This is a genomic window from Rhizobium sp. RAF56, assembly GCF_052113965.1.
Lineage (GTDB): Bacteria > Pseudomonadota > Alphaproteobacteria > Rhizobiales > Rhizobiaceae > Rhizobium.
Genome location: NZ_JBFRDU010000006.1, coordinates 82,721 through 108,469, shown reverse-complemented (window position 1 = coordinate 108,469; position 25,749 = coordinate 82,721). Strand labels below are relative to the sequence as shown.

The following is a 25,749-nucleotide window of genomic DNA, read 5'->3' as shown; positions in this document are numbered from 1 at the left end:
CAATTACCGAGAAAATCTATCATATCGCGTTACCGTAAAAAAAGACCGGCCCCCGCGAGGCGGGAGCCGGTCCGGCACTTATCAACCATTATTTGACACTGCCCTCGTCAAAACCGGTTCCCGTTTCCGGGTCGTCTGCCTTTACCGCGGCTGGGGTTCAAAGCCGCCTTCGGGCTCATCGCCCTTGGCGCCGACGGAGCCGTCTTTCTTGGCACCGGTCTTCGGTACGGCGGAACCGCGGCTCGGAGGCGTATCGTCGCCCATGTCGCGCGCCGGCTTCTCGCCGCGAATGAGCGCCTTGATCTCTTCGCCCGTCAGCGTCTCGTATTCGAGCAGCCCTTCCGCCAGCGCGACGAACTCGTCGTGCTTCTCGGTGAGGATGTTGCGCGCCTGGGTGTAGGCCTGGTCGATCAGGCGGCGCACCTCGTTGTCGATCGTCTGCGCCGTCGCTTCCGAAACGTTCTTCGACTGCGAGACGGAGTGGCCGAGGAAGACCTCCTGCTGGTTCTCGCCGTAGGCAACCTGGCCGAGTTCGTCGGAGAAGCCCCACTGCGTGACCATGGCGCGGGCAAGCTTGGTCGCCTGCTCGATATCGGAGGAGGCACCGGACGTGATGTTCTCCTTGCCGAAGGTGAGTTCTTCAGCGACGCGGCCGCCCATCATGATGCAGAGGCGCGAGACCATCCACTTGTAGCTCATCGAATAGCGGTCGCCTTCCGGGAGCTGCATGACCATGCCGAGCGCACGGCCGCGCGGAATGATCGTCGCCTTGTGCAACGGATCAGCGACGGCGACGTTGAGCGCGGCGATCGCGTGGCCAGCCTCGTGATAGGCGGTGAGCTTCTTTTCCGCCTCGGTCATGGCCGAAGAGCGGCGCTCGGCGCCCATCATGATCTTGTCCTTGGCGTCCTCGAACTCCTGCATGGTGACGAGCCGCTTGTTGCGGCGCGCCGCCATCAGAGCGGCCTCGTTCACGAGGTTCATCAGGTCGGCACCGGAGAAGCCTGGCGTTCCACGGGCAAGAATCTTGAGATCGACGTTCGGTGCCAACGGCACGTTGCGCGCATGTACCTTCAGGATGCGCTCGCGGCCGACGATGTCCGGGTTCGGCACGACGACCTGGCGGTCGAAACGGCCGGGACGCAGCAGTGCCGGGTCGAGCACGTCGGGACGGTTGGTCGCGGCGATCAGGATGATGCCTTCGTTCGCTTCGAAGCCGTCCATTTCGACCAGCAGCTGGTTCAGCGTCTGCTCGCGTTCGTCGTTGCCACCGCCAAGGCCAGCGCCACGGTGACGGCCGACCGCATCGATTTCATCGATGAAGATGATGCAGGGCGCGTTCTTCTTTGCCTGCTCGAACATGTCGCGGACGCGGCTTGCGCCAACGCCGACGAACATTTCGACGAAATCCGAACCGGAAATGGTGAAGAAGGGCACGTTGGCTTCGCCGGCGATAGCGCGAGCGAGCAGCGTCTTACCGGTGCCGGGAGGGCCGACCAGAAGGACGCCGCGCGGAATGCGTCCGCCGAGACGCTGGAACTTCTGCGGGTCGCGCAGGAATTCGACGATTTCCTCGAGATCCTGCTTGGCCTCGTCGACACCGGCGACGTCATCGAAGGTAACGCGGCCATGCGCCTCCGTCAGGAGCTTCGCCTTGGACTTGCCGAAACCCATCGCGCCGCGCGATCCCCCTTGCATCTGGCGCATGAAGAACAGCCAGACACCGAGGATGAGGAGCATGGGCAGCAGCGTGCCGAGATAGCTGAGGAAGCTGGAAGAACCATCGGTCTCCGGACGGCCGGCGATCGTGACGTTCTTCGTCTGCAGGCGATCAAGCAGGCTCTGGTCTACCACGGGGGCATAGGTCTGGAAGGTCGTTCCGTTTTCAACATAGCTCCCGACCAGGCGATTGCCGGTGACGGTCACGTCGCGCACCCGTCCGGAATCCACTTCGCGCAGGAACTGCGAGTAAGGAATTTCCCGGGAACCTGTCTGTGCCGGCGCAGTCTGGAACATGCTGAACAGGGCAATCAACAACAAGGCGATGATTGCCCACAGAGCGAAATTACGAAAATTAGGGTTCATTGAACTCCCCACATGGAACAGGTCGCCCGCTGGCGCCCGCTTACTTACGGCCTAACATAGGGTTGCACTTAGCCAATGCCAAGGCAAACCACGCCGCCGCATACGTTTTAGGTTCAATAACCCCTCGACGTGGCTAACGAAACCCCGCAAACGACGACTTGTCGAATATTCACGCCCTAGCAAGCCCGCCGGCCGGGCGACGATAAGGCGCCCTTGCGAAAAGGGCCGCCAGACGGTCGGCAAAGGCAAGATCGAACGCGGTCAGAAAACGGTCGAAGGGCGCCAACCGCGGCGTGTATGAGACTTGCCCGCCGCATTCGGCAGGACTGGATCTCGGCGCCGCAGCCCGCGCCCGCGCCACCGCACCTTTCGGCATACCACCCGGCAACGGAAAATCGGCGGCGGACGCGCCGGCCTCGATCAGGATCGCGACGTTGCCGTTGTTGACGACCTCGAAGCGGCCATCCCACACGGCGCCTGAACCGGGTGGCAGAAGCAGCGGCGCTATGCCGCGGCTCTCGCGCATCAGATAGAGACCCTCGCGCCGCAGATCGAAGACCGCGCCCGCGACGGTGCGGCGGTCCGGTCGTCCCTCGGCAAGAAAGTCGAGTACGCGTGCAAGCTGCGCCTGGCCCGGGCCATAAGCCTTTCCGCCGAAGACCGCCGCCAGTTGCGAAAGCGCATAGGCCAGCACCGCGCGGTCGGCGGCAAGGCCCTCGCGGCCGATCACGCAAAGAACGTTTGCGTGGACGGCGACATGGGCGTCGAGCCACTCGGCGGCCTTGGCTGCAAGAAGGGCGCGATGATCACCCTCGTCCTTGAACGCCGTCGCCGGATCGTCCGCCAGTCGCCTGCGCGTGCGCACGCGCTCATAATGCGGATCTTCGTTGCTCGGATCGTCGATCCAGCTTGTCGCCCGGTGCCTCAGATAGGCCCGGATGTCGCCGCGACGGCAATGGAGAAACGGCCGCAGGACCCAAATTCGCCGGTCGAAGAGAACTGCGTCGGCAACCCCCGTCGCCGGCATGCCCTCGCCCATGACGCGCCGCTCGGCGCGCATGGCCAGCGTTTCCTGCTGGTCGTCGAAAGTGTGGGCCGTGACGATGACGTCGGCGCCGATGTCAAAGGCGATATCCGCCAGCAGATCGTAACGTGCCTCGCGTGCGGCAGCCATCAGACCGGCCTTCGGCTTCTCGCCGGCCCATCGACGAATGACATGCCGCACGCCGAGCCGAGCGCATAGCATTTCAACCTCATGCGCCTCGCCGCCGGATTCGGGGCGCAAATCATGGTCGATCGTGGCGGCGGAAAGCGAAATGGCGGACGAAGGCGAGGCCCGTTTCAGCCCTTCTGCAAGGGTCACGAGAAGGCCGGTGGAATCGCTGCCGCCGGAGACCGCGACCAGAATATGGGCGGGCTCGCGAAACGACGCGAGAAAGCGGTCGGCAGCGATCTCGGGTGTCTCGACTGCCACAGCGGCGCCGCGCGAAATCAGCAGGCGAGCCGCTTCTCTTCGCTGGCCACCTTGGTGACGACCGCCTTGGAGGCCTTCGGGTAGCGCTTCGTGACCTCGTGCAGGGTCGCGCATGCGGTGTCCTTGTTGTCGAGCGCGGCAAGCGACATGCCGAGCTTCAGAAGCATTTCCGGCGCCTTTTCCGAGGTGCCGTATTTCTGATGCGCATTCAGGAAGGTCTTGGCGGCATCATTGTACTTGCCCTGCGAATAGAGCGCTTCGCCGAGCCAGAAGTTCGCGTCCGCCGAGCGCGCGCTGCTCGGATAGCTCTGGATATACTGGCGGAACTCCTGTTCGGCGACGTTGTAGTCGCCGGAAAGGACATGGCCGTAGGCCGCCTTGTAGTTGTCGCCTTCGCTGCCGAGCGAGGCGGGCGCGGCCCCCGAGCTGTTGTTAGGCTTGGGATTGGCGGTCGTCCCGACAGCCTTTCCAGCCTGATCGAACTGGATAGAGCCGAGCTGGGATGCCGGCTTGCCAGCGCCGCCCTGATCGGAAGAAGCGCCGCTCGAAGCGTCGCCGCCGGCCGAAGGCGACTGGATGACGTTGGCGACATCGTCTCCCTGGCTGCCGCTGGCGGCAGGCGGAGCAATGTCAGCTTCGCTCTTCTTCATCGAGCCGCCACCGACGGTCGTGGTGCCGCCGCCACCCTTCTTTTCGAGCTGCTGGAAGCGAAACTCGTTGTCTTCCTGGGTCTTGCGTATCTGCTCCTGTATCTGCAGCAGCTGATAGCTCATTTCCTCGATGCGGCCGTTCAGCTGGCGCATCTCGTCTTCCAGCTGCTGGAGGCGAACTTCGGCGTCGCTGCTTTGGGCGAGCACGACCGGCCGGTCGGCCGTTGCGGCGGGCGGCGCAGCCGGCGCCCGCTGCGCGTCGCGCGGGCCGACATGCATCCCGAACAGCGACAGCGCGGACGCGTTCCTTTCACTGCTTGCGACCGCCGCAAGACAAAGCATGCCTGCCACGACAAGTCTTTTCATGTTTATCCGTCCTGTTTCCTTGATTCTTCGCGCTTTTCGCACGGCAGGAGATTTTTATAATCGAACCCAAAAAGCAACGGAGTTCGGCTAAAGTGTGGTCAATAAAGTAAAGGCGGCCATAGCGACCGCCTTCACCTGTTCCACAGTAATTTTCAGCCTATCAGGAGCCGGCGCCGTTGAGCACGGTGACCGCGCGGCGGTTCTGCGACCAGCAGGAAATATCGTCGCAGGTCGCAACCGGGCGTTCCTTGCCGTAGGAGATCGTCTTCATGCGGCCGGCCGGAACACCGCGCGAGGCAAGATATGCCTTGGTGGCGGAGGCGCGGCGGGCGCCAAGCGCGAGGTTGTATTCGCGGGTACCGCGTTCGTCGGCGTGGCCTTCGACAGTGATCGCGTAGTTCGGATAGCGTGCAAGCCACTGTGCCTGACGATCGAGCGTCTGTGAGGCATCGGCACGGATCGACGTGCTATCGGTGTCGAAGAAGATGCGATCGCCGACGTTGACCGTGAAGTCCTGCGCCGAGCCGGGGGTTGCAGCACCCGCGCCGTTCAGGCCGAGGTCGCCGGCATTGTTCGGCAGGTTCTTCTTGGATGCGCAGCCGGCCAGGGAAAGGCCGACGAAAAGTGCGATCATCATCGGGTTGCGGGCGAAGTTCTGCATGCGGCTAGATGCCGGAATGTCAAGTCGGCTCATGGCCGGTATCTCCTTGCGACTGTATTAAGGTTGCCAGACTGTAACCGCACTGGGTTAACCCGGATTCAACGTTTATGGTTAATTTTGTCCTAAGACACCGAGGGGACCGATCTCGTCACAGGCGTTTGCGGCGAGATCGTGGCAGCTTGTGGACAACTATTCCATCAGCGGCGACCAGGCCGGGTCGGACGCGAAGGTCGGGGTCTTGATCGGTTGTTCGTTGTAACCGGTCAGATCGATCGAGTAGAGCTGCGGACCGCCGGCACCTGCCGGCTGCCGGAAGAACATCAGCACGCGGCCGTTCGGCGCCCAGGTGGGGCCTTCGTTGTGGAACCCCGATGTCAGGATGCGCTCGCCCGATCCATCCGGCTTCATCACACCGATCGAGAAGCTGCCGCCCGACTGCTTGGTGAAGGCGATGAGATCGCCCCGCGGCGACCAGACCGGCGTCGAATAGGAGCCGTCGCCGAACGAGATGCGGTGCTGGTTGGAGCCATCGGCATTCATGACATAGATCTGCTGCTTGCCGCCGCGGTCGCTTTCAAACGCGATCTGCGTGCCATCGGGCGAATAGGACGGCGACGTGTCGATGGCCGCCGTCGAGGTCAGGCGGGTCGTCGTGCGCGAACGCAGATCCATCGTGTAGATGTTGGAGTTGCCTTCCTGCTGCAGGCTCATGATGACCTTCTGGCCATCCGGCGAGAAGCGCGGCGAAAAGGTCATGCCCGGAAAATTGCCGACCACTTCGCGCTGCCCGGTTTCCAGCTGCAGCAGATAGACGCGCGGCTGCTGGTTGGCGAACGACATGTAGGTGACTTCCTGGCGGTTCGGCGAGAAGCGCGGGGTCAGCACCAGGTCGCTGCCGTCGGTCAGCATGCGGGTATTGAAGCCGTCCTGGTCCATGATGCCGAGCTGCGTCTTGCGGGCGGTCTTCGGACCGCTTTCCGCGACGAAGACGACGCGGGTATCGAAATAGCCCTTCTCGCCGGTGATCTTCTCATAGATCGCATCGGCGATGATATGGGCGACGCGACGCCAGTTTTCCGGCTGCGTATAGAACTGCTGACCGGTCATCTGCTGGCCGGCGAAGGTATCCCACAAACGGAACTCGGCGCGAAGGCGGCCGTCTCCCTCCTGGGTGACGCGGCCGGTGACCAACGCCTGCGCATTGATCGACGTCCAGTCCGGGAAGCGCGGCGCTGCGTCGGGGTTGTCGATCTTCTGGATGAAGGCAGCCTTGTTGATCGGGGCAAACAGACCCGAACGCTGCAAGTCTGCGGCGACAACGCTCGAGATTTGCGCGCCGATGTCGCCATTCGAGATGAAATCGGTGATCGCGATCGGCAGCGGCGCGACGTTACCCTTGTTGATATTGAGCTCCACCACGGCATGGGCAGGGGTGATGAAAGCCGCCATCAGACCTGCCATAAGCAGAAGCAGGCGGACAAAGGAATTTTTGATCATATGTGCCAAGCCTTTCAGCATTCAAAGCGCAAAGTCGCAGGGAGCGGTTAGGGGTATCCCCTTGCGCTCATCGTATATGTTGCGCGGCAATTTCTTGAAGAAGACCCGCGTCATAGTCCCAGGTCGCTCGCATCGAAGTTGAGCACGACCTGGTTCCAACCGTTGTCGCCATCGAATTTCTCAAGCGGCAGGTCCTTGAACGGCGCGGACCGCATGACGGCGCGCAGCGCGCTACCGCTGATGGCGCTCTGGGTTCCCTCCGGACCGCCGGTCGCAGAGATCGCCGGCTCGCCGACAATATTGCCCGACTTATCCAGTTGCATGACGACCTTGACACGCACTTCAGACGCGCGATCGAGGCCTGCCACGACGTTCCAGTTGCCCTGGATAAGGCTCTTCAGGCCGTCCAGTTCACCCTGGCTGAGCTTGCCGCCGCCCGCCGACTTCTTGCCGCCGAGCGAGGCTACCTGCGTATCGGCGCCGGCCGATGCCTCCTGCTTGGAGCGCTTGGCGCCGCCGGCCGAGGACGACTTGTTGAGCAAGGCGGAAATGGCGTCGGCATTGAAATCGCTGCTCTGAGCGCTTGCGCTCTTGGCGGTTTCACGCTTCTTGTCGTCCTTTTTCTTGCCGTCGTCCGGGGACTTGTTGGTGCTCTGCGTAACCGTCTTGTCCGTCGCCTTGGTTTCCGGCTTGACGGGCTCCGGCTTTACCTCGGGCGTCTTTTCCGCGGTCTTTTGCGGCTGCGCCTGCGGCTTGACCTCCGGCAACGGAACGCTGGTCGGCAAGGGGATCTCGGCCGCCTGCTCGCTTGGCGCGGCGGGAGGCGTCTCAGGCTTCGCCTCGGCCTGCGGCGTCGGCGTCGGTTCCACCTTCGGCGGCGTCGGATCGGGCTTGGGCGTCGGCGGCGTCACGTCGGGCTTTTGCTGGGGGATGGCAGCCATTTCCTTCGGCGCGGCTTCGGTATCCTGCTGCTCGATCGTCTTGACGTCGTTTGTCCGCGGATCGTTCTTCGGCGCCGGCGTCTCGACCTTCTTCTGCCCGGCGGCCGCGTTGTCGTCGGTCGGGCGCGCCGTCGGCGTTGCCGGGTTCTTCAGGTCGATGTCGTTCTCGCCGGCATTTTGCGCGTCGGCGACCACGGTCTGCTTGGTCGTCTGCTTCTTGGCGGAATGGTCTTTCGCAGTCGCGGTCTTCTCGCCCTGCTGAACCTGATCGGCGGCCACGAGATCGACCGGCATAGCTTCGCTTTCCGGCGTATCGAGCGTCTGCGGCGCTCCAAGCGTCAGCAGGGCACAAACGAGCACCAGGCAATGAAGAACTACAGATGTTGCAACGCTGCCCCTCATGTCAGTCCGTCAATGATCCTGTTTTTGCTGGGTAACCAGGCCGATATTCTTGTAGCCGGCGGCCTGGATACGCGACATGACGTCCGCGATCACCCCGTAGGGTGCGGTGGAATCGCCGCGCACGAAAATGCGCTCGTTATAGCCGGTCGTTGCGATCGCCTGCAGCTTGGCGGCGATTTCCTCGGCCGGGATCTGCGTTTCCTGAATGAAGACGTCGCCCGAGCCCTTCACCGAAATCGTGATTGGCTGCGTCTGGGCGTTCAAGGCACCCGCCTGCGTCTGCGGCAGGTCGATCGGCACGCCCGACGTCATCATCGGCGCAGCCACCATGAAGATGATCAAAAGCACGAGCATGACGTCGACCATCGGCGTCACGTTGATCTCGGAAATCGGGCCGCCTCTGGCGCCACCGCCACGACGTCCGCCGCGACGGCCACCGCCGCCACCCTTTCCTCCAACCGACATACCCATCAGCGCTTCTCCTCAGGTCCCGGTTATTGCGCGGCCTGGCGCGGCTGCAGTTTTTCGTCGATCTGACGCGACAGGATAGCGGAGAATTCGTCGGCGAAGCCTTCCATGCGCGCCTGCAGCTTGCCGGCGTCGGCGGAAAACTTGTTGTAGGCGATAACCGCCGGGATAGCGGCCACAAGGCCGATCGCGGTTGCAAGCAGCGCTTCGGCGATACCCGGAGCCACGACCGCGAGGTTCGTCGACTTGGAGCCGGCGATCGCCTGGAACGAGGTCATGATACCGACAACCGTTCCGAATAGACCGATGAAGGGTGCCGCCGAGCCGATGGTGGCGAGCGAGCCGAGCCGGCCACCGAAATGCTCCGATTCGCGCGCCAGCGTTACGTCCATGGCGCGGTCGATACGCATCTGCAGGCCGATCGGCGACCGCGCGCCGCGCTCGAAGGATTTCTTCCATTCGCGCATGGCCGATACGAAGATGGCGCTGAGGCCGGTATTGCTGCGTTCGGACAGCGTGCGATAGAGCTCTTCAAGCGACTGGCCCGACCAGAAGACTTGTTCGAAATGATCGAACTGACGGCGGGCTCGGCCGTAGTTGAGATACTTGTCGATGACGATCGCCCAGGTCCAGACGGACGCCGCGAGCAATCCGATCATGACCAGTTTCACGACCAGGCCAGCCTGCATGAACAGAGACCACAAGGTCACGTCGGTCGTCACAGCAGCCAATCCAACTTGTTCCATTGATCCAAAATCCCCGAATCCAAACGCCCGGCGCGAGACCGGGCGGCTCAAAATGATCTCGCAAGAAGTGTTGGCAGCCGCCGTTGAACGCCCTGGTCAAGCCTCCAAGCTTTCCTCTGCCTTCTTGCCGTCAAATTTGGTCAAAGGAAGGCGTGCACCGCACAATCTCCGACTTAGTCATTAAGACACTATTATGGTTAAAACTTTGTTAGTGCCGACGGAGATGACAATCGCAGAATAAAAGCCCATTTTCTTGGACGAATCGGCATGTCGTAGCAGACATGACTCAAACGCTTCTTGCAGCGCGCGAATTCCTGCACATGAAATTCAAGTTTTTGCAAGCATGCGATGGCCGGGAATCATGGACCGTTTAGCCAAGTTCAGCCCGCCTGCCCTGCGGACGCCGCAAGCAACTGATGGGCCAGTTCCTCGGGTAGCCGGCGGGGACGGCCTTTCGCGTTGATGACGGCGACGATGACTTTCGCGCTGATCAGAAGCGCGCCGTCGCACCGGATCTCCTGGGACAGCACCATCTTGGCGCCGCCGGCCTTGTCGGTGACGGTATGGATCGTCAAGACATCGTCCATTCGCGCCGGTCCCTTGAAGTCGATCTCCATACGATGGACGACGAAGACCAGTCCCTCTTCGTCCGCGTTGAGCAGCTCGCGCTGGCCGACGCCGAGACAGCGCAGATAGTCGGTGCGCCCGCGCTCGAGGAAATGCAGGTAACGGGCGTGATAGACGAGGCCGGAAAAGTCCGTGTCCTCATAATAGACGCGCTGAATCAGCCTGTGACCCGTACTCGTCAATTCTCCTGCGATCAGGAAGGGACTGTTGCTCATCGCCGCTCTCCAAAATTTGACCGAGTTCTCTTTGGCGGAAGACACTTCTGCGGGCAAGCGTTGAACAATTGTCATAGTTCCTAACTATCCGAAAGAAGACAGCAGCAACGTTTTTCGCAAACAGGAGAGGATATCTCATGAGGATTGCGGTTATGGGCGGTGACGGCTTCATCGGATGGCCAACCTCGCTTCACCTCTCGGACGCCGGTCATGAAATCCATATTCTCGACAATCTGTCTCGCCGCTGGATCGACACCGAACTCGGCGTGCAGTCGCTGACGCCGATGGATTCCATCCAGGAGCGCACGCGCATCTGGCATGCCGAAACCGGCCGGCGCATTCATTTCAACCTCATCGATCTCGCCAAGGACTACGAACTTCTGAAGCGTTGGCTTGCAGACCACCGGCCCGACGCGATCGTCCATTTCGCCGAGCAGCGCGCCGCGCCCTATTCGATGAAGAGCGACCGGCATAAAAACTACACGGTCAACAACAATGTCAGCGCCACCCACAACCTCTTGAATGCGCTCGTCGAACTCAATCTCGATGCGCATCTGGTGCATCTCGGCACCATGGGCGTCTACGGCTATTCGACGGTCGGCGCCGCCATCCCTGAGGGCTATCTGCCCGTCGGGATCAATACTGCCGACGGCCGCACGGTCAGCCAGGACATTCTCTATCCCGCCAATCCCGGCTCGATCTACCACATGACCAAATGCCTCGATCAGCTGCTCTTCCAGTTCTACGCCAGGAATGATGGCCTCCGGATCACCGACCTGCACCAGGGCATCGTCTGGGGAACGCATACCGAACAGACGCGCCGACATAGCCAGCTGATCAATCGCTTCGACTATGACGGCGATTACGGCACGGTTCTCAACCGCTTCCTCATCCAGGCCGCCATCGGCCATCCGCTCACCGTGCACGGAACCGGCGGACAGACGCGCGCTTTCATTCACATTCAGGACTCCGTGCGCTGCATCGAGCTGGCGCTGAAGAACCCACCGGCGCGCGGCGCGCGCGTCGAGATCTTCAACCAGATGACCGAAACGCACCGCATCCGCGATCTGGCGCGGATAGTCGCGGCGATGGCGGGCTCCGAGATCGCCTGGCTACCCAATCCACGCAAGGAAGCATCGGAAAACGAGCTCGTCGTCGATAACCAAAAATTCCTCGACCTCGGCCTGCAACCGACGACGCTCAAGACAGGGCTGCTCAGCGAAATCGTCGATGTCGCCAGCAAATATGCCTATCGTGTCGAGCGTTCACGCGTGCCCGCCGTTTCCGCCTGGACGAAGGATCTCGCCGCCGCCGTCAATCACGATCCGGAAGGCCGGCGGCTGAAATCGGTTTCATGATGTCCATCGACGAACTCCCCGAAGGGCTTCGAGCCCGCACAGCGCCAAGATCGCTGCGCGCCTTCGTGACCCTCGTCAGCAATGCCGACTACGCGATCGGCGCGTTGGCGCTCGCACGCTCCATCCGCCTGACGGCGACCGAGGCCGACATCGTCGTCCTCCATATGCCTCAGGTCGAAGAGGACGACCTGGCGCCGCTTGAGGCGCTTGGCTGCCGGCTGGTCGAAGCGCAGCCGCTGCCCGTCTCGGCGGAATTCGCGGCCCGCTATGCCCGCGCCAATCTCCATGCGAGCGCGCCGTTCGCCAAGGGGCGCAAGCCCGACTTCCATTCGCCGCTCGATAACTTCTGCAAGCTGCGCCTCTGGCAGCTCGTCCACTACGAGGCCTGCGTCTTCATCGATGCGGACGCGCTCGTGCTCAAGAATATCGACCGGCTGTTCGATTATCCGGAATTGTCCGCCGCCCCCAACGTCTACGAGAGCCTTTCCGACTTTCACCGGATGAATTCCGGCGTCTTCGTCGCGCGTCCCTCGTTTGCGACCTTTGCGGAGATGATCGCGAAACTCGATCTGCCCGGCGCATTCTGGCGGCGCACCGACCAGACTTTCCTGCAGGCATTCTTCCCGGACTGGCACGGCCTGCCGATCTTCATGAACATGCTGCAGTATGTATGGTTCAACCTGCCCGATCTCTGGGATTGGCAGAGCATATCGATCCTGCACTACCAATATGAAAAGCCTTGGGAGCGCGACCACCCAAAGGCAGAGCAGCTGATGCCGCTGATCGAGCTGTGGCAGAGGTTTTACGAGGGCAAGGATATTCCTGACATCGACACCCTTCCCAATCCGAGAGACCTGCGATGAGGGTCCTCGTCTCGGGCGGCACGGGTCTCGTCGGACGCTACATCGTCGAAGAACTGGCCGCGCATGGCTATCAGCTTATCGTCGGCAGCCGGCGCGACGCGGTAGACGGCCTTTTCTCCCGGCCGATCCGATTTGTGCCGCTGACCCTCGATCCTGACGCGCACCAGACGGCCACCTTCGAAGGCATCGACGCGTTCGTGCACTGCGCCTTCAGCCACGTCCCGGGCAAGTATCGCGGCGGCGAAGGCTTGGACCCTGCCAGCTTTCGCCGCTTCAACCTCCACGGCACGATCAGCCTGTTCGAAGCCGCCAAGCGCGCCGGCGTCGGCACTTGCGTCTTTCTTTCCTCCCGCGCCGTCTATGGCGACGGGTCACAGCGCCCGGGGTTTTCCGAAGATGACCCAGTGTCGCCGAGCACGCTCTACGGCGAGATCAAGCAAGATGGCGAGCGCGCACTGGCCGCACTCGGGACTTCGAACTTCGTCACGGCAAGCTTGCGGGCGACGGGCGTTTATGGCGATTTACGGCCCAACAAATGGGACGGGCTGCTGGCCGACTACCTCGCCGGCAGACCCGTTGCCTCGCGTGGCGGTACGGAGGTCCATGGCCGCGATCTCGCGCGCGCTGTACGCCTGATGCTGGAAACGGACGCGGCCGAAATCAACGGCCAGGCCTTTAACGTCTCCGATGTTTGGGCCGATACCCATGACATACTGAAGATCGTCCGCGACCTCAGCCAATCGCCGCATCCCCTCCCCGCTGGCGTGCAGCCAACGGAGATCGCGATGGACTGCACAAAAATCCGCGCGCGCGGCTGGGCGGGAGGTGGTCTGCCTCTCTTCGAAGACACGATCCGACAGCTGTGCCACGCGTTGGCGCCCGGGCGGCCCTGAAGCTCAGCCCATCAGCTTGCCTTCACTCCATTTGAAAGACTGAAGTTCCTGCACACGAAAGCGGGCGTCGTCGGCAACGATGAATTCGTCGAGCTGCGGCGGTCTGACGCTGCTGCCGGCCAGCATGGCGTGGACCTGGCCGCGATGGTGGGTCTGGTGCTGGAACAGATGGTTGAGCACATCGTCGGCGCGTTCGCGCTGGATGCGCTCGCCGCGGTGAAGATCGACGGACTGCGCCAGCGTCTCCGGCGTCAGGCTCTCGCAGAAGGCAACGAGGCGGCCGTCCACCTCACGCTGCTCTACCGCCAGCGCCTCGATGGTCTGGCAGGGCTCTTCCTGCTCGAAGGCTCCGATGCCGAGCCGACCGCCCTCAAGTCCGTCGACATAGAACCAGTCGACCGTCAGGATATGGTTCAGCGTCGCCTTGATCGAGGGAAAGAAGCTCACCCTCGCGGCCTCGAATTCACCGGGCAGCAGGGCGGCGCAGGCCTGATGGAGCCGGAAATTCGCGAGCGCATTGTTGTAGGCCAGCTTGCGGAATGATCGGGCGGGATTGAATGCGGCTTCATCCATTTGAGTGCCTCGCTGGGTGCACTGTCATTCAGTGCCGAACGCGAAGATATACATGGCTGGCATCCGCTCCTTGCATTATCCCAACTCTAAAAGCAGAATTTCCGGCTGCACACCAACCCGGATAGGCAGGAATGTACAGCCGAGCCCCCGGGATACAATAAGATCACCGTTTTCCTCGCGGAAATGCCCGCCTGGGTATCGCCGTGAGCCGCGCGATGCGGCCACCGGATGCCAACCGAAGAGATTGATCTGTCCACCGTGTGTATGCCCCGAAAGCGTGAGACTGATCCTGTTGCCTACCTTGGGGAAGATGTCGGGCTCGTGGGCCATCAGTATTGCGGGCGCCTCATCCGTAATCAATGCCATCGTCGTATCAAGATCGTCTATTCCCTGCATGAAGCGCCGGTTGAAACGTTTTCCGGGACGAAGCGCCATCTGGTCGCCAAGTCCTGCCAACCAAAAAGGATGGCCGTCCTTTTCCAGGCGAACTGCCTCGTTTATGTAGGTCGCGATGCCGACATTGCGGAGTGCGGTGGTTGCTATGTTGTCGGCCGTGGGATCCGCCTGAAATTTCAGGTCCTCCCAGTAGTCATGATTGCCTAGAATCGCGTGCACACCAAGCGGCGCAGAAAGGCAGGTCAAAACCTTTGCCCAGTCTGCAGACGCAACAGCTGCATAGTCACCGAGCAGAAGGAAAATATCAGGCTTCAGTTCATTGGCTGTCACACAGATTGACTCCATCCGTGCGAGGTCCATCCAGGGTTCACAGGCGTGAAAGTCCGCAAGCACGCACACGCGAAGCTTGAGGCCGTCGGTCCATCTCGTAGGCCGGAAGGTATATCGCCTCAAGTGAGGTGTCGCCATCACTTCAGTGAACGGATAGGCTGCGGTGGCGACCATCGCAGTGAAAGCGGCTCCGAACAGTTTGAGCAGCCCGCGCCGGGTGATCAATCAGTCATCCTCCAGCGTCAACCTGAACTGGGCGGCTTCCAGATCCTTCGGCGGCTGCATTCCAAGATGCTTCCAAGCCGTCGCCGTGAGCACCCGGCCGCGCGGCGTGCGCTGGATGAAGCCCTGCTGGATCATATAGGGCTCGATGATGTCCTCGATGGCGTCGCGCGGCTCGGAGAGCCCGGCGGCGATCGTTTCGATGCCGACAGGTCCACCGCCGAAATTGACGGCGATCATGTTGAGATAGCGCTTGTCCAGCTGGTCGAGACCGGCATGGTCGACGAGAAGCCGGGTCAGGGCCTCGTCGGCGATCTGCCGCGTCACAGCTTCGGCGCGGGCGACCTCGGCAAAATCGCGCACGCGCCGCAAGAGACGGCCGGCGATGCGCGGCGTGCCGCGGGCGCGCCGCGCAATCTCGCGCGCTCCGTCGTCGGTTATGCCGAGCCCCATCAGCCGCGCGCCGCGGCGCACGATCAATTCCAATTCCTCGACCGTGTAGAAGCTGAGCCTGACCGGAATTCCGAAACGGTCGCGCAGCGGCGTCGTCAACAGCCCTAGACGGGTCGTGGCGGCAACGAGCGTGAACTTGGCGAGGTCTATCTTGACCGAGCGCGCCGCCGGCCCCTCGCCGATGATGAGGTCGAGCTGGAAATCCTCCATGGCGGGATAGAGGATTTCCTCGACCGCCGGATTGAGGCGATGGATCTCGTCTATAAAGAGCACGTCGCGCTCTTCGAGATTGGTCAAGAGCGCCGCGAGATCGCCGGCCTTGGCGATGACAGGGCCGGAAGTCGAGCGGAAGTTTACACCCAGTTCCTTGGCCATGATCTGGGCCAACGTCGTCTTGCCAAGCCCCGGCGGGCCGACGAAAAGCACATGGTCCAGCGCCTCGCCGCGGTTTTTGGCCGCCTCGATGAAGACCTTGAGGTTAGCGCGCGCTTCCGCCTGGCCGGTGAACTCGTCCAGCGACTGCGGACGCAGCGTTATATCCAGGTCTTCGCCCCGCTTCTCGGACGATATCAGGCGCGCAGCTTCACTCATGTCAAAAGTTCCATTCCGGGTACCGTCTTAAGCGAGTGCGGGTCGAATGTCTTGGTCGACTTGCATCCTTCTTCGGTTGCGCGATATGCAATCAACGCATCGGCGAAATCGGCATTGCGCGTTTCCACAGCTCTTAGCGCCTTGAGGACGACCGTCTGATTTTCGACGTCCAATCCTCTGACACGCGTCAGCTTATGGATCGCATCGGCCACGTCTTTCTTTTTGAAGCCGAAACGCGCGCGCAACGCCCAATCGAACTCCAGCAGATTGAGGAGCGACAGAAAGCCCCGATATTGCTTTCCAAGCCCCGCACCGAACTTGAGCGCCGCCTCTCTCTGGGCGGGATCATCATCGACGACCAGTCTCAACAAAACATTCGTGTCGATGCCGTACGCGATCATGCGGCAATACCCGAAGCAGATTGTGTCGTTTCATCAACCACGTCGCCGCCTGCAGCCTCGGTCACGGCGGCGTCGATGTCCTCAAGCGAGGCAGAACCGTTTGGAGGCGTCCCAAGAAGGCCCGCGAGATCGTTGAAGTTGATCGACTTCGGAGTGATGACAAGCTCACCGTCGATGATGGAGAACACCAGTTGATCGCCGGGCTCGAGGCCGAGCGCCTCCCGCATCTCCTTGGGAAAGGTGACCTGCCCCTTGGGCGAAAGGATCAATTCTCCCCGCATCTCTCGTCTCTCCTAAGATTTTCAATTTGGAGGAAATTCATCCATTCGGCAGAAAAACTGCAGATCATCCTACATTATCGCGCCAATTCCTTCAAGCCGAGCCGGATCAGCTTGGCGCTATCTGCCCCCTCGCCGGCATTCTTCATCGCGGCCGCCACGGCGTTTGCCGCCTGGTCGCGCGAGTAGCCCAGGTTGGTGAGCGCCGAGACGGCATCGGCCACCGGCGCTGCTGCAACGCCTTCGCCGAGCTCCTGCTTAAGGCCGATGTTGATCGCCTCGCCGGCAAAGGCCGGCGCCTTGTTCTTCAGCTCGGTGACGATGCGCACGGCGACCTTGGGACCAACCCCTTGCGCGCGGGAAACGGCTGCCTTGTCCTGCAGCGCGATGGCATTGGCCAGTTCACCGGGCGTCAGCGCTGAAAGGATCGCCAGCGCCACCTTGGCGCCCACGCCCTGAACGCTCTGCAACAGGTTGAACCATTCGCGCTCCAGCGCGGTCATGAAGCCGAAGAGCCGCAGCTGATCCTCGCGCACATAGGTCTCGATGAAGAGAACGCAGGCCTCGCCGACCGAGCCCAGCCGCGACAGCGTCCGCGCCGAGCAATGCGCGACGTAGCAGACGCCGTGGACGTCGACGAGCACGTGGTCGTCGCCGATTTCCTCGATTGTGCCTTTGAGCTTGCCAATCATTGCGTCATGTCCGTCAGGGATGGGTTTCGGGGGAAATCAGGTCGACAGAAGGAAAATAGGAACGATATCCTTTTGGATCGCGCGTCAAGATGGAATAGCCGCGGATGGCCGCATGCGCGCCGATCAGGAAATCCGGAAGGATCCGATCGCGTCCGCCGCCGGCGCGTCGGTAGAGCCGAAACGCCGCGGCCGCCGCAAACGACGCCGCCCAAGGTAGATTCTCCCGCCGAAATTCCTCGTGCGGCAGCAGTCGGTCGACCTCTTCGATATCGTCGTAGCGCACGGAAAACTCGGCGTAGATGATGGGGTTGATGACGATCGGACCACGCTTGAAGGCATGAAAAAGCTGCCCGCTCGACCATTTGTGCCAGGAGGATTGGCGCACGGCCAGATCGGCCAGCACATCGGTATCGACCATGGTCACCATACTATCGATCGCGCGTTATCGACATAAGGGTTTCGGCATCGATCTCCTGATCGCCACTCCCCTCCAGCCGCTTCACGGTCTCCATGAAGCGATCCAGTCGCTCCCGGTCCTCGATTTCCCGCTTGCCGTTTTTCGGTGTCAGCACGAGCTTGCCTGACTCGACCGAGAAGATGACCTCGCTGTTGGGCTCGATACCGGCCAACTCACGCAGGTCGCGCGGAATGGTCACTTGTCCCTTGGAGGTTACTCGCATCGGCTTGCTCCTGATTTCGGTAAGAATTATCATTACCGCAAGAACAAGTCAAGAACACTCACCCCGCGAGCGCCGCCTGTCGCATGCGGTTTCCGCCGCGATTGTGGGCGTGGCAGATGGCGATCGCCAGCGCGTCGGCGGCATCGTTGCCCTTGAATTCCGCCTTTGGCATCAGGATCTTCAGCATCATGTGGATCTGCTGTTTCTCCCCGTGGCCGACGCCGATCACCGCCTTCTTGACGGCATTTGGCGCGTACTCGGAGACCGGCAACCCGGCGCGGGCCGGCACCAGCATGACGACGCCGCGGGCCTGGCCGAGCTTCAACGTCGCCACGGCGTCCTTGTTGACAAAGGTCTGCTCGACAGCGGCTTCGTCCGGCTTGTAGGCATGCACGATTTCGGCAAGTCCGTCATGAAGCTCGCAAAGCCGCGAGGCCAGATCCTTCTCGCCGTCGGAGGTCACCGTGCCGGAAGCCACGAAACGCAACGAATTTCCCAGCGTCTCGATGATGCCCCAGCCGGTTCGCCGAAGGCCGGGATCGATGCCGATGATGCGAATCGTATTGTGCATGGGCTCACCCTATCGTTGTGACCGAGTATCTGCCAGCAATATGTGAACAAAACAAAAACATGCTGTGGTTGGCATCGCTGCATTTACGCTGAATTAAGGTCCATGCCTGAAATCTAATAGCGGATTCCAGGGGGAGGATGACCGCTTTTGCCGCGGCACGGACTTTCCTTGGAGATCGCTCGAACGGCGCACAAGCGCCCCATGCTAAAAACCCGGCCGCTCGGCTCTCCAAGGGTCATCCCATGATGAAAAGACTTCAGTCCCTTTCCTTCAAGGTCATCGCGACCTTTCTTCTGCTGACGCTGGTTTCGCTCGGCGTGTTGTCGACGCTTGCCTATGTCGCCAGCAGCCGCATGTCGGACGCACAGGCGCTGCGGGCGAAGGAGAGCGTGCTGATCTTTCGCGGCGACATGCTGAAGAACGCGCTGGAGCAGATCGGGACACAGGCGGACTCGATCGCGCGCATCGAAGCGCTGCAGATGGCGATCACCAGCCTGCGCAGCGGCTGGAAGACCATAGAGAAGACGACGGGCAATGCCCGCGCCGAATTGAAGAACGTCTTCGTCACGAAGAACCCGAACCCGGCCGACCAGCGCGAAAAGCTCCTCAAGCCGGCGGGCCCGAGCGGCTTCTACTATTCGAGCCATGAACAGGCGCAAACTGAAGTCGCCCGCGACCTGCAGGTTTCGCCCTTCAGCGACCTGCTCATCGCCGATATGGACGGCTTCGTCATCTATTCTTACAAGAAGGGCGATGCATTTGCCGAAAACCTGAAGTCCGACGCCTGGAGCAAGACCAGCCTGGGTGCGGTGTTTGCGGAGGCCGTCGCCAATGTCGCAAAGGCGACCGACGATACGGCACCCACCGCGTTTTCCGGTCTCAAGGTCGAGCCGAACAGCGATAGCGGCGCCGTCTATTTCGCCGTACCGATCCTCAAGCTCGGCGCGCCGAAGGGCGTGATGCTCTTCAAGGTCCGCGACGAAATCATCGCTTCCATCCTGTCCAAGGGCAACGTCGCCGGCAGCTCGGCGCGCTCGGCGGTGGTCTCCGAGGATGGCAGCATCATCGGTCTCGACGACGCCGGCCATTTGACCAATCTCGACAGCGCCGCCTTCGGCTTTGCCTCGGCCGCGCTTGCCAGGGACGGCATGACAGTTGCCGATCTTTCGCGCCCCGACGGCGCCGCGCGCGCCTATGCCCGACCGATAACCGTGGGCGCCGACAAATTTCTCATGGTCGAAAGCCTGTTGACGACGGAACTCAATGCCGGCTCGCTTCAGATAGCCCTGCTGCTTGCGGCGATGGGGCTCGGCGTTCTCGTCGTGGTCGCGCTTGCAACGGGCGCGATCATGAAATGGCTCTTCGCGCCGCTCGCGCGCCTTGCGCTCGCCACCCGGGATGTGGCCGACGGCAAGCTCGACCGCAACATCGGCAGCCAGGAGCGCAATGACGAGATCGGCACCATGGCGAAGGCGCTCGCCCGGTTCCAGCAATCGCTGATCAGCCAGCGTCAGATGGAGGTGGCAAGCGCCGAGGCACGCGAACACGCCGAAGGGCAGCGCCGGCAGCATTTGGCCGAGCGCGAAGCCGAAGCACAAACGCTGCAGCAGGTCGTCGGCGCGCTCGACGAAGGTCTCGGCCGTCTGGCGGGCGGCGATCTCGGCTATCGCATCCGGAAAACCTTTCCCGCCGATCTCGAAGCGCTGCGCATCAACTTCAACAAGGCGCTTTCGGCACTCAACGATACGATGGCGGGCGTCGGCGGCAACTCGGCGGCAGTGCGCGAGGGATCGCAGGAGATGCGCGCCGGCGCCGACCAGCTCGCCGAGCGAACCGAGCGCCAGGCCGCCTCGCTTACCGAAACCGCAAGCGCGATCGGCGCCATCACCGATGCCGTCAAAACCCAGATCTCGCGCGCCGAACAGGCCGAGCGTATTGCCCGCGACGCGCAGTCGCAAACGCAGGAATCTGGTCGCGTCATGCGCGAAACGGTGGCGGCGATGGAAGCCATCCAGGGCTCGTCGCGGCAGATCAACCAGATCATCGGCGTCATCGACGAAATCGCCTTCCAAACCAACCTTCTCGCTCTCAACGCCGGCGTCGAAGCGGCGCGCGCCGGAGATTCGGGCAGGGGCTTTGCCGTGGTCGCCCAGGAGGTCCGCGAACTCGCCCAGCGCTCCTCCGCCGCGGCAAAGGAAATCGCGGGCCTGCTTCAGAAATCCACCCGGGAAGTGGAGGCAGGCGTCTCGCTGGTCGAGCGCGCCGGCACCGGGCTTGGCGGTATCGGCCGGCATGTCGAGGCGATCAATCACCAGATCGGCGAAATGATGCTGTCGACGCGCGAGGAGGCCGATACGCTGAGGCAGATCAACCTCGCCGTTGCCGACCTCGATGCCATGACGCAGCAGAATGCCGCCATGGTCGAGGAAACAACGGCGGCGATCCATCGCCTCGCCTCCGAGGCAGGCGAGATGGACAGCCGCCTCGGCAACTTCACCCTCGCCGACGTCCCAGTGGCTGACAATCGCCCCATGCGCCGTTACGCCTGAGGCAACTTATCAGCCAAGATCAAGAAGGCCGGTTCGCCGGCGTCAGTTTGCTGACAAAGCAGTCTTTTTGCGAGCGCTGTCCGTTCTCTCCGTCATCCCGGCCTTGAGCCGGGATCCAGCCGCGCCGCGTCGGCGGCGCGAAAGAGTCTCTTGCGCGCAAGGACTTGCGCGCGCTGGACCCCGGATCGAGTCCGGGGTGACGGCGGATAGCGGCGCAGTCCTGAGTAAGCCGTCGGGGGTGTCAGCAGTCTGAGGCCGGTTCGCCGGCCTTTCTCTTTTCAGCACCCGCGACCCTTTCATTGCCAAGCGCCGCACCTACATGAGCGGAACCGGTCTCTCCCACGACCGCGCCAATGGCGCCGTCGTTACTCATCCACGCATGGCGCCTAAGGCCATGCGCTAGCCGCAAGGTCACACCATGGTTCCCTTCTCCATTCTCGATCTTTCGCCTGTCGCCGAAGGCAGCAATATCAGGCAGTCTCTCGAAAGCTCGAAGCGCATGGCCCAGATGGCCGAAGCGCTCGGTTACAAGCGCTTCTGGCTCGCCGAGCATCACGGCATGCCGGGGATTGCGAGCGCCGCGACAGCGGTCGTGATCGGTCATGTTGGCGCGGCGACGTCGCGCATCCGCATCGGCTCGGGCGGCGTCATGCTGCCCAACCATTCGCCACTCGTCATCGCCGAGCAGTTCGGCACGCTGGAGGCGCTGTTTCCGGGCCGCGTCGATCTCGGGCTTGGCCGCGCGCCGGGCACGGATATGCGCACGGCGCGTGCGCTGCGGCGCAATCTCGACGCCGGTGCTGAGAATTTTCCGAACGATGTCGTCGAATTGCAGCGCCTACTCGGCCCCTTCGACGAAAGCCAGCCGATACTCGCGGTGCCGGGCACGGATGCGCGGGTGCCGATCTGGCTTCTCGGCTCCAGCCTCTACAGCGCGCACCTGGCGGCGGCGCTCGGGCTCCCCTATGCCTTCGCGTCGCATTTCGCGCCGGACTCTCTGCTTGACGCGATCGAGCTTTACCGCAGCCGCTTCACGCCATCCGAAACACTTGCCGAGCCCTATGTCATGGTCGGCGTCATGGGGGCGCTCGCAGAGACGGATGCGGAGGCGCAGCGCCTTTTCACCTCGTCCCAGCAGCAGTTCGTCAATCTGCGCCGGAATGTGCGCACGCCCTTCCCCCGGCCGGTCGACAGCATGGAGGACATCTGGACTCCGATGGAGAAGCTGACTGTCGAACATACGCTTCGATACGCGGTCGTCGGCTCGCCCAAGACCGGCGAGCAGAAACTCGCCGCCTTTGTGAAGGAAACGCAGGCCGACGAAGTCATCATCTCGATGCCGATCCACGACATCGAGGCGCGCCTGCGCTCCGTCGAACTCTTCGCCGGCCTCCCCTTGATGGAAAAGGCGACCTGAATCCGACGCGCCGCCCTCGTCTTGACGGACGGGCGGCGCCTCTGCTGTTCTATCTATTTGCTCCTGCTAGTTGGCGGCGGTAATCGCCCGCTGCAGATCGTCGCGCTCCTCGCAACCCGCCGGGCAAAGCCGCGTCAGCTCGGCCAATTGCGCGCGGGCGTGCGGCATGTCGCCCGTCTCGACGTAGAGTTCGCCCAGATACTCCCGCGCCGCGCGGTGATCGGGCTGAAGCTCCAGCGCCTTCGTGTAGTAGGTGAGCGACGTCCTGTAGTCCCCGGTCTTGCGCAGCGTATATCCCATGAGATTGTAGACATCCGCCTGAGGGCTTTCGTTCGCGAAGCCGCGCAGTTCTGTCAGCGCACCCGAATAGTCCTTGGCTGCAATCTTTGCCCGGACCGACGTCAGGTCCGGCGCATCCGTCGATTCGATGTTGTCGACCGCATGAGCAGGCAGGATTGCGGCGGCAGGTGCCGCGGCAATCACTGCCAGGGCGAGAAGAATGTGCTTCATCATGATCTTATCCTTTGAGTTCAGGCTTGTGCCGTGGGTGTGAAGACATAGGCATTGCCGTCCTTGACGAAGGTACCGGTGCCCGGGAACGGAAAATGTGAGCCGCAGATCTTGACGTTGTCGGCGATGACCCGGTCGATGATCCTATGGCGCGTCTCCACCGCCATAGGTCCGTCCTGATCGTAGCTGCCCTGCCATTCCGGATGCGGGGCAAGCAGCGCCGGCACATACATGGTGTCGGCCGAGACCAACAGCTGATCGCTTCCGGCGTCGATCAGGAAGACGGAGTGACCAGGGGTGTGCCCAGCTGCTGCGATCATGTGGATACCGGGGGCGACTTCCGCGCCGTCCTCGACCAGTTTCCAGTTCTTCCAGGTCGGAAAGACCTGGGCGATGCGCTTTCCCGCATCCTTTCGCGCCGGCGCGAGCTTGTCGACGCGGCCGGGATCCGTCCACCAATTGTATTCGGCGGCGTTGACGATCAGTTCCGCATCTTGGAAGACCGGCGCGTTCGTACCCTTTTCCATCAGCCCCCAGACATGGTCGGGGTGAAAATGGGAAATCATGACGGTATCGATCTTGCGGTAGTCGATACCGGCGGCCTGCATGTTGGCGGGCAGATGCGTCGCGTTCGCCTGCCATTGGCCGACGCCGGAGCCGGCGTCCATCATGATCAGCCGGTCGCCGATCTTCAAGACGACGACGGTGAGCGGAATGGGCATGAATTCCGTGGTCTGGCCGGCCTTGGCAAGCGCCTCTTTGGTATCCTCGATCGAGGCGTTCTTGATGAAGGCCGGATCGTGCGGCTTGCGCCAGATACCGTCATAGATCGCGGTGACTTCAACGTTTCCCACCCGGTAGCGGTGGAACCCGACAGTGGGCTCGAGCGGCGTTTCGGCAAGCGCCGGCAGAACGAATTCCAGTTTCGACGAAAGCCCGAAAGCGGCCGCCGCGGCCACCGTTCCCAGAACGCTGCGACGTGACATGACCAACATTGCGATAACTCCCTGGTTGGCGCGGCAGGCGATCGCCTCCGCTGCCGAACAAGAGCCGCAAAGCCCGCCATTTATTCCCGGCGCGGCGCCAATTCGTCACAACCTATTGAAAGCGCGTCGAAATTTTTGCCCTCCTCCGCCCTTCGCATGCTCTCTCGAAAAAAATGCCGTTCGCCGGGAATAAAACGCCCGATCGGACGATCTAGAAACTGCGCGACATTGCGCCCTGTCCGGGCGGAGGCATAAGATTTGACAGGGAACCTTAAGGGGAAGGAATGACAGGCATCCGCATCCTCTCACCCGTTTTCTTCGACACGCGGCCGTGGATCGCGGCGGTGCGCGGCCTGCTGGCCCGTGCCTTTGCAGGCGATGTCCTGTTTGCTCCCGGCAAACGGGCGGTGCCGCTGGACGGGGCGATCATCCTGCTCGCGACACGGGCCGAGGCCCGGCAGGCAGGTGTGGACACGGCGACGCGTCAGGCGTTGGCCGAGGAGGCCGCCCGCCGCTTCCACCGGACGATCGTGCCGCATCTCGATGCCTCCTACAATTTCGCCCGCTTTCTCAGCAGGGATGCCGACGCCGCGCAAGACATCGTGCAGGAGGCCTTTTTGCGCGCCTATCGCCACTTCGACGGCTATCGCGGCGGCGACCCCCGGGCATGGCTCTTCAGCATCGTCCGAAACTGCTATCGCGCCTGGCGGCAGGACTTCCGCCGCAAGGCCCATTTCGAGCAGCCGATGCCCGAGGATGCCGCAGGCGAAGACGCGCAGGGAGCGCCGCGCGAAATCGCCTCCGACGAAGACACGCCGGAAATGGCGATGCTGCACAAGACCGATGCCGAGCGCGTCCGTGCCGTCATTCGCGATCTGCCGGAAGCAATGCGGGAAATCCTGGTGCTGCGTGAACTGGAGGAGCTTTCCTACCGGCAAATTGCCGAGATCACCGGCGCGCCGATCGGCACCGTCATGTCGCGGCTTGCCCGTGCACGCCAGGCGTTCGCAGAGGCCTGGCGCCTGATCGATCCCGACGAGGCGATGCCATGAGCGCGACCGACCAGACCCATAGCCCCGAATGGAGCGCCATGCTGCACGGGTTCATAGACGGGGAGCTCGACGCCGCGCATGCAGCCGAGGTCGAGGCTCACATCGCCGCATGCCCTGATTGCGCTGAAGAGATCGAGCGGTTTCTCGGCGTGCGCCGGGCGATCCGCCGTGACGGCGTCCGCTGGCAGGCTCCCGATGCGCTCAGGGCGCGCATCGTCGCGGCGGTCGCGGACGAGGCGTCGGTCGGTCTTCCCATGCCGGTCGAGCCTTTATGGCAACGGCTGCTGCGCTTCGTCCAGCGATGGAGCCTCGTGCCCTCGCTTGCGGCGCTGGCGGCGAGCGCCTTCCTTTTCATGAATGTCCCGAGCAGGGATCTTCCGCTGCAGGATCAGCTTCTCGCCAGCCACGTACGGTCCCTTCAGGCCGACCACCTGACCGATGTCGAAACGTCCGACCAGCATACGGTCAAGCCGTGGTTCAACGGCAAGCTCGATTTCTCGCCACCGGTCGTCGATCTTGCGGGGGAAGGCTTTCCGCTGGTCGGCGGTCGTGTGGATTATGTTGATGGCCGGGTGGTCGCCGCCCTGATCTACCGCCGGCATGGGCACGTCATCAATGTCTTCGTCTGGCCGGCCCCGCCGGCCGCTCGAACCACCGCGGTTCGCGACGGATACAACATCGAGGAGTGGTCGGCGCAGGGATTGCAGTTCTCTGCCGTCTCCGATGTCAACGCCGCCGATCTCACCACCTTCCGCGACAGCTTCATCCGCGCCGCAGCGCTCTGAGACCCCGCGCAGCGAAA

27 protein-coding genes are annotated in these 25,749 nt (G+C 62.4%); 7 read left to right on the top strand and 20 right to left on the bottom strand.

Annotated elements, in window-relative coordinates:
- Positions 1-141: 141 nt before the first annotated feature.
- From ftsH to ybgC, 9 genes are all read right to left on the bottom strand, one after another.
- Positions 142-2,085 (bottom strand): ATP-dependent zinc metalloprotease FtsH, encoded by a 1,944-nt coding sequence (gene ftsH, locus AB4048_RS06955; RefSeq protein WP_442201195.1) that lies wholly within the window; start codon positions 2,083-2,085, stop codon positions 142-144.
- A gap of 169 nt (positions 2,086-2,254) precedes the next feature.
- Positions 2,255-3,559: a tRNA lysidine(34) synthetase TilS gene (gene tilS, locus AB4048_RS06950; protein ID WP_442201194.1), complete on the bottom strand. Its 1,305-nt coding sequence runs from the start codon at positions 3,557-3,559 to the stop codon at positions 2,255-2,257.
- 17 nt (positions 3,560-3,576) lie between these two features.
- The gene (gene ybgF, locus AB4048_RS06945; RefSeq protein WP_442201193.1) at positions 3,577-4,575 is read right to left on the bottom strand and encodes a tol-pal system protein YbgF; all 999 of its coding nucleotides are present in this window, start codon (positions 4,573-4,575) and stop codon (positions 3,577-3,579) included.
- Positions 4,576-4,735: 160 nt separating this feature from the next.
- Complete coding sequence (pal, locus tag AB4048_RS06940) at positions 4,736-5,269, bottom strand: peptidoglycan-associated lipoprotein Pal (protein ID WP_442201192.1); 534 nt, start codon at positions 5,267-5,269, stop codon at positions 4,736-4,738.
- A 156-nt stretch (positions 5,270-5,425) separates the two neighbouring features.
- A complete protein-coding gene (gene tolB / locus AB4048_RS06935) occupies positions 5,426-6,733 on the bottom strand; it encodes a Tol-Pal system beta propeller repeat protein TolB (protein WP_442201191.1) in 1,308 nt (435 codons plus the stop codon).
- Positions 6,734-6,843: 110 nt separating this feature from the next.
- Positions 6,844-8,076 (bottom strand): hypothetical protein, encoded by a 1,233-nt coding sequence (locus AB4048_RS06930; protein ID WP_442201190.1) that lies wholly within the window; start codon positions 8,074-8,076, stop codon positions 6,844-6,846.
- Positions 8,077-8,085: 9 nt separating this feature from the next.
- Entirely contained in the window at positions 8,086-8,547 is a 462-nt protein-coding gene (gene tolR, locus AB4048_RS06925; protein WP_442201189.1) for a protein TolR, read from the bottom strand.
- Positions 8,548-8,570: 23 nt separating this feature from the next.
- Positions 8,571-9,290, bottom strand: coding sequence for a protein TolQ (gene tolQ, locus AB4048_RS06920; RefSeq protein WP_442201188.1), 720 nt, complete (start codon positions 9,288-9,290; stop codon positions 8,571-8,573).
- A gap of 380 nt (positions 9,291-9,670) precedes the next feature.
- Complete coding sequence (ybgC, locus tag AB4048_RS06915) at positions 9,671-10,132, bottom strand: tol-pal system-associated acyl-CoA thioesterase (protein ID WP_442201187.1); 462 nt, start codon at positions 10,130-10,132, stop codon at positions 9,671-9,673.
- Between the two features lie 137 nt (positions 10,133-10,269).
- On the opposite strand from ybgC, the gene AB4048_RS06910 reads away from it, so the two are divergent.
- From AB4048_RS06910 to AB4048_RS06900, 3 genes are read left to right on the top strand one after another with little or no spacing between them, the layout of a single operon-like run.
- Entirely contained in the window at positions 10,270-11,490 is a 1,221-nt protein-coding gene (locus tag AB4048_RS06910) for an NAD-dependent epimerase/dehydratase family protein (RefSeq protein WP_442201186.1), read from the top strand.
- The gene (locus tag AB4048_RS06905; RefSeq protein WP_442201185.1) at positions 11,487-12,353 is read left to right on the top strand and encodes a glycosyltransferase; all 867 of its coding nucleotides are present in this window, start codon (positions 11,487-11,489) and stop codon (positions 12,351-12,353) included. Before AB4048_RS06910 ends, AB4048_RS06905 begins: the two co-directional genes overlap by 4 nt.
- Complete coding sequence (locus tag AB4048_RS06900; protein ID WP_442201184.1) at positions 12,350-13,246, top strand: NAD-dependent epimerase/dehydratase family protein; 897 nt, start codon at positions 12,350-12,352, stop codon at positions 13,244-13,246. Before AB4048_RS06905 ends, AB4048_RS06900 begins: the two co-directional genes overlap by 4 nt.
- 3 nt (positions 13,247-13,249) lie before the next feature.
- On the opposite strand, the gene AB4048_RS06895 is transcribed toward AB4048_RS06900, so the two are convergent.
- From AB4048_RS06895 to ruvC, 9 genes are all read right to left on the bottom strand, one after another.
- Positions 13,250-13,819 carry a DinB family protein gene (locus AB4048_RS06895; RefSeq protein WP_442201183.1) on the bottom strand — a complete coding sequence of 190 codons (570 nt, stop codon included), beginning with the start codon at positions 13,817-13,819 and terminating at the stop codon, positions 13,250-13,252.
- Between the two features lie 75 nt (positions 13,820-13,894).
- Positions 13,895-14,770: a metallophosphoesterase gene (locus AB4048_RS06890; RefSeq protein WP_442201182.1), complete on the bottom strand. Its 876-nt coding sequence runs from the start codon at positions 14,768-14,770 to the stop codon at positions 13,895-13,897.
- Entirely contained in the window at positions 14,771-15,811 is a 1,041-nt protein-coding gene (gene ruvB / locus AB4048_RS06885) for a Holliday junction branch migration DNA helicase RuvB (protein WP_442201181.1), read from the bottom strand. It lies immediately after the preceding gene.
- Positions 15,808-16,212, bottom strand: a complete 405-nt coding sequence (locus AB4048_RS06880) for a PIN domain-containing protein (protein ID WP_442201180.1) — start codon at positions 16,210-16,212, stop codon at positions 15,808-15,810. The genes ruvB and AB4048_RS06880 overlap by 4 nt, the downstream gene beginning before the upstream one ends.
- A complete protein-coding gene (locus tag AB4048_RS06875) occupies positions 16,209-16,493 on the bottom strand; it encodes an AbrB/MazE/SpoVT family DNA-binding domain-containing protein (RefSeq protein WP_442201179.1) in 285 nt (94 codons plus the stop codon). Before AB4048_RS06875 ends, AB4048_RS06880 begins: the two co-directional genes overlap by 4 nt.
- A 74-nt stretch (positions 16,494-16,567) precedes the next feature.
- Positions 16,568-17,182 (bottom strand): Holliday junction branch migration protein RuvA, encoded by a 615-nt coding sequence (gene ruvA / locus AB4048_RS06870; RefSeq protein ID WP_442201178.1) that lies wholly within the window; start codon positions 17,180-17,182, stop codon positions 16,568-16,570.
- Between the two features lie 13 nt (positions 17,183-17,195).
- Positions 17,196-17,609, bottom strand: a complete 414-nt coding sequence (locus tag AB4048_RS06865) for a type II toxin-antitoxin system VapC family toxin (RefSeq protein ID WP_442201177.1) — start codon at positions 17,607-17,609, stop codon at positions 17,196-17,198.
- Position 17,610: 1 nt separating this feature from the next.
- The gene (locus tag AB4048_RS06860; protein ID WP_442201176.1) at positions 17,611-17,862 is read right to left on the bottom strand and encodes an AbrB/MazE/SpoVT family DNA-binding domain-containing protein; all 252 of its coding nucleotides are present in this window, start codon (positions 17,860-17,862) and stop codon (positions 17,611-17,613) included.
- 58 nt (positions 17,863-17,920) lie between these two features.
- Positions 17,921-18,433 (bottom strand): crossover junction endodeoxyribonuclease RuvC, encoded by a 513-nt coding sequence (gene ruvC / locus AB4048_RS06855; RefSeq protein ID WP_442201175.1) that lies wholly within the window; start codon positions 18,431-18,433, stop codon positions 17,921-17,923.
- A 242-nt stretch (positions 18,434-18,675) separates the two neighbouring features.
- Between ruvC and AB4048_RS06850 the strand changes: the two genes are divergently transcribed.
- Together AB4048_RS06850 and AB4048_RS06845 are read left to right on the top strand one after the other, a co-directional pair.
- Positions 18,676-20,982: a methyl-accepting chemotaxis protein gene (locus tag AB4048_RS06850; RefSeq protein ID WP_442201174.1), complete on the top strand. Its 2,307-nt coding sequence runs from the start codon at positions 18,676-18,678 to the stop codon at positions 20,980-20,982.
- Between the two features lie 418 nt (positions 20,983-21,400).
- Positions 21,401-22,399 (top strand): LLM class flavin-dependent oxidoreductase, encoded by a 999-nt coding sequence (locus tag AB4048_RS06845; protein WP_442201173.1) that lies wholly within the window; start codon positions 21,401-21,403, stop codon positions 22,397-22,399.
- Positions 22,400-22,465: 66 nt separating this feature from the next.
- On the opposite strand, the gene AB4048_RS06840 is transcribed toward AB4048_RS06845, so the two are convergent.
- Positions 22,466-22,912, bottom strand: coding sequence for a tetratricopeptide repeat protein (locus AB4048_RS06840; RefSeq protein WP_442201172.1), 447 nt, complete (start codon positions 22,910-22,912; stop codon positions 22,466-22,468).
- 17 nt (positions 22,913-22,929) lie between these two features.
- Positions 22,930-23,904 (bottom strand): MBL fold metallo-hydrolase, encoded by a 975-nt coding sequence (locus tag AB4048_RS06835; protein ID WP_442201171.1) that lies wholly within the window; start codon positions 23,902-23,904, stop codon positions 22,930-22,932.
- Between the two features lie 275 nt (positions 23,905-24,179).
- Here AB4048_RS06835 and AB4048_RS06830 point away from each other — a divergent pair, with 275 nt between their 5' ends.
- Positions 24,180-24,947, top strand: a complete 768-nt coding sequence (locus tag AB4048_RS06830) for a sigma-70 family RNA polymerase sigma factor (protein ID WP_442201170.1) — start codon at positions 24,180-24,182, stop codon at positions 24,945-24,947.
- Positions 24,944-25,732, top strand: a complete 789-nt coding sequence (locus AB4048_RS06825; protein ID WP_442201169.1) for an anti-sigma factor family protein — start codon at positions 24,944-24,946, stop codon at positions 25,730-25,732. Before AB4048_RS06830 ends, AB4048_RS06825 begins: the two co-directional genes overlap by 4 nt.
- Positions 25,733-25,749: the final 17 nt, after the last annotated feature.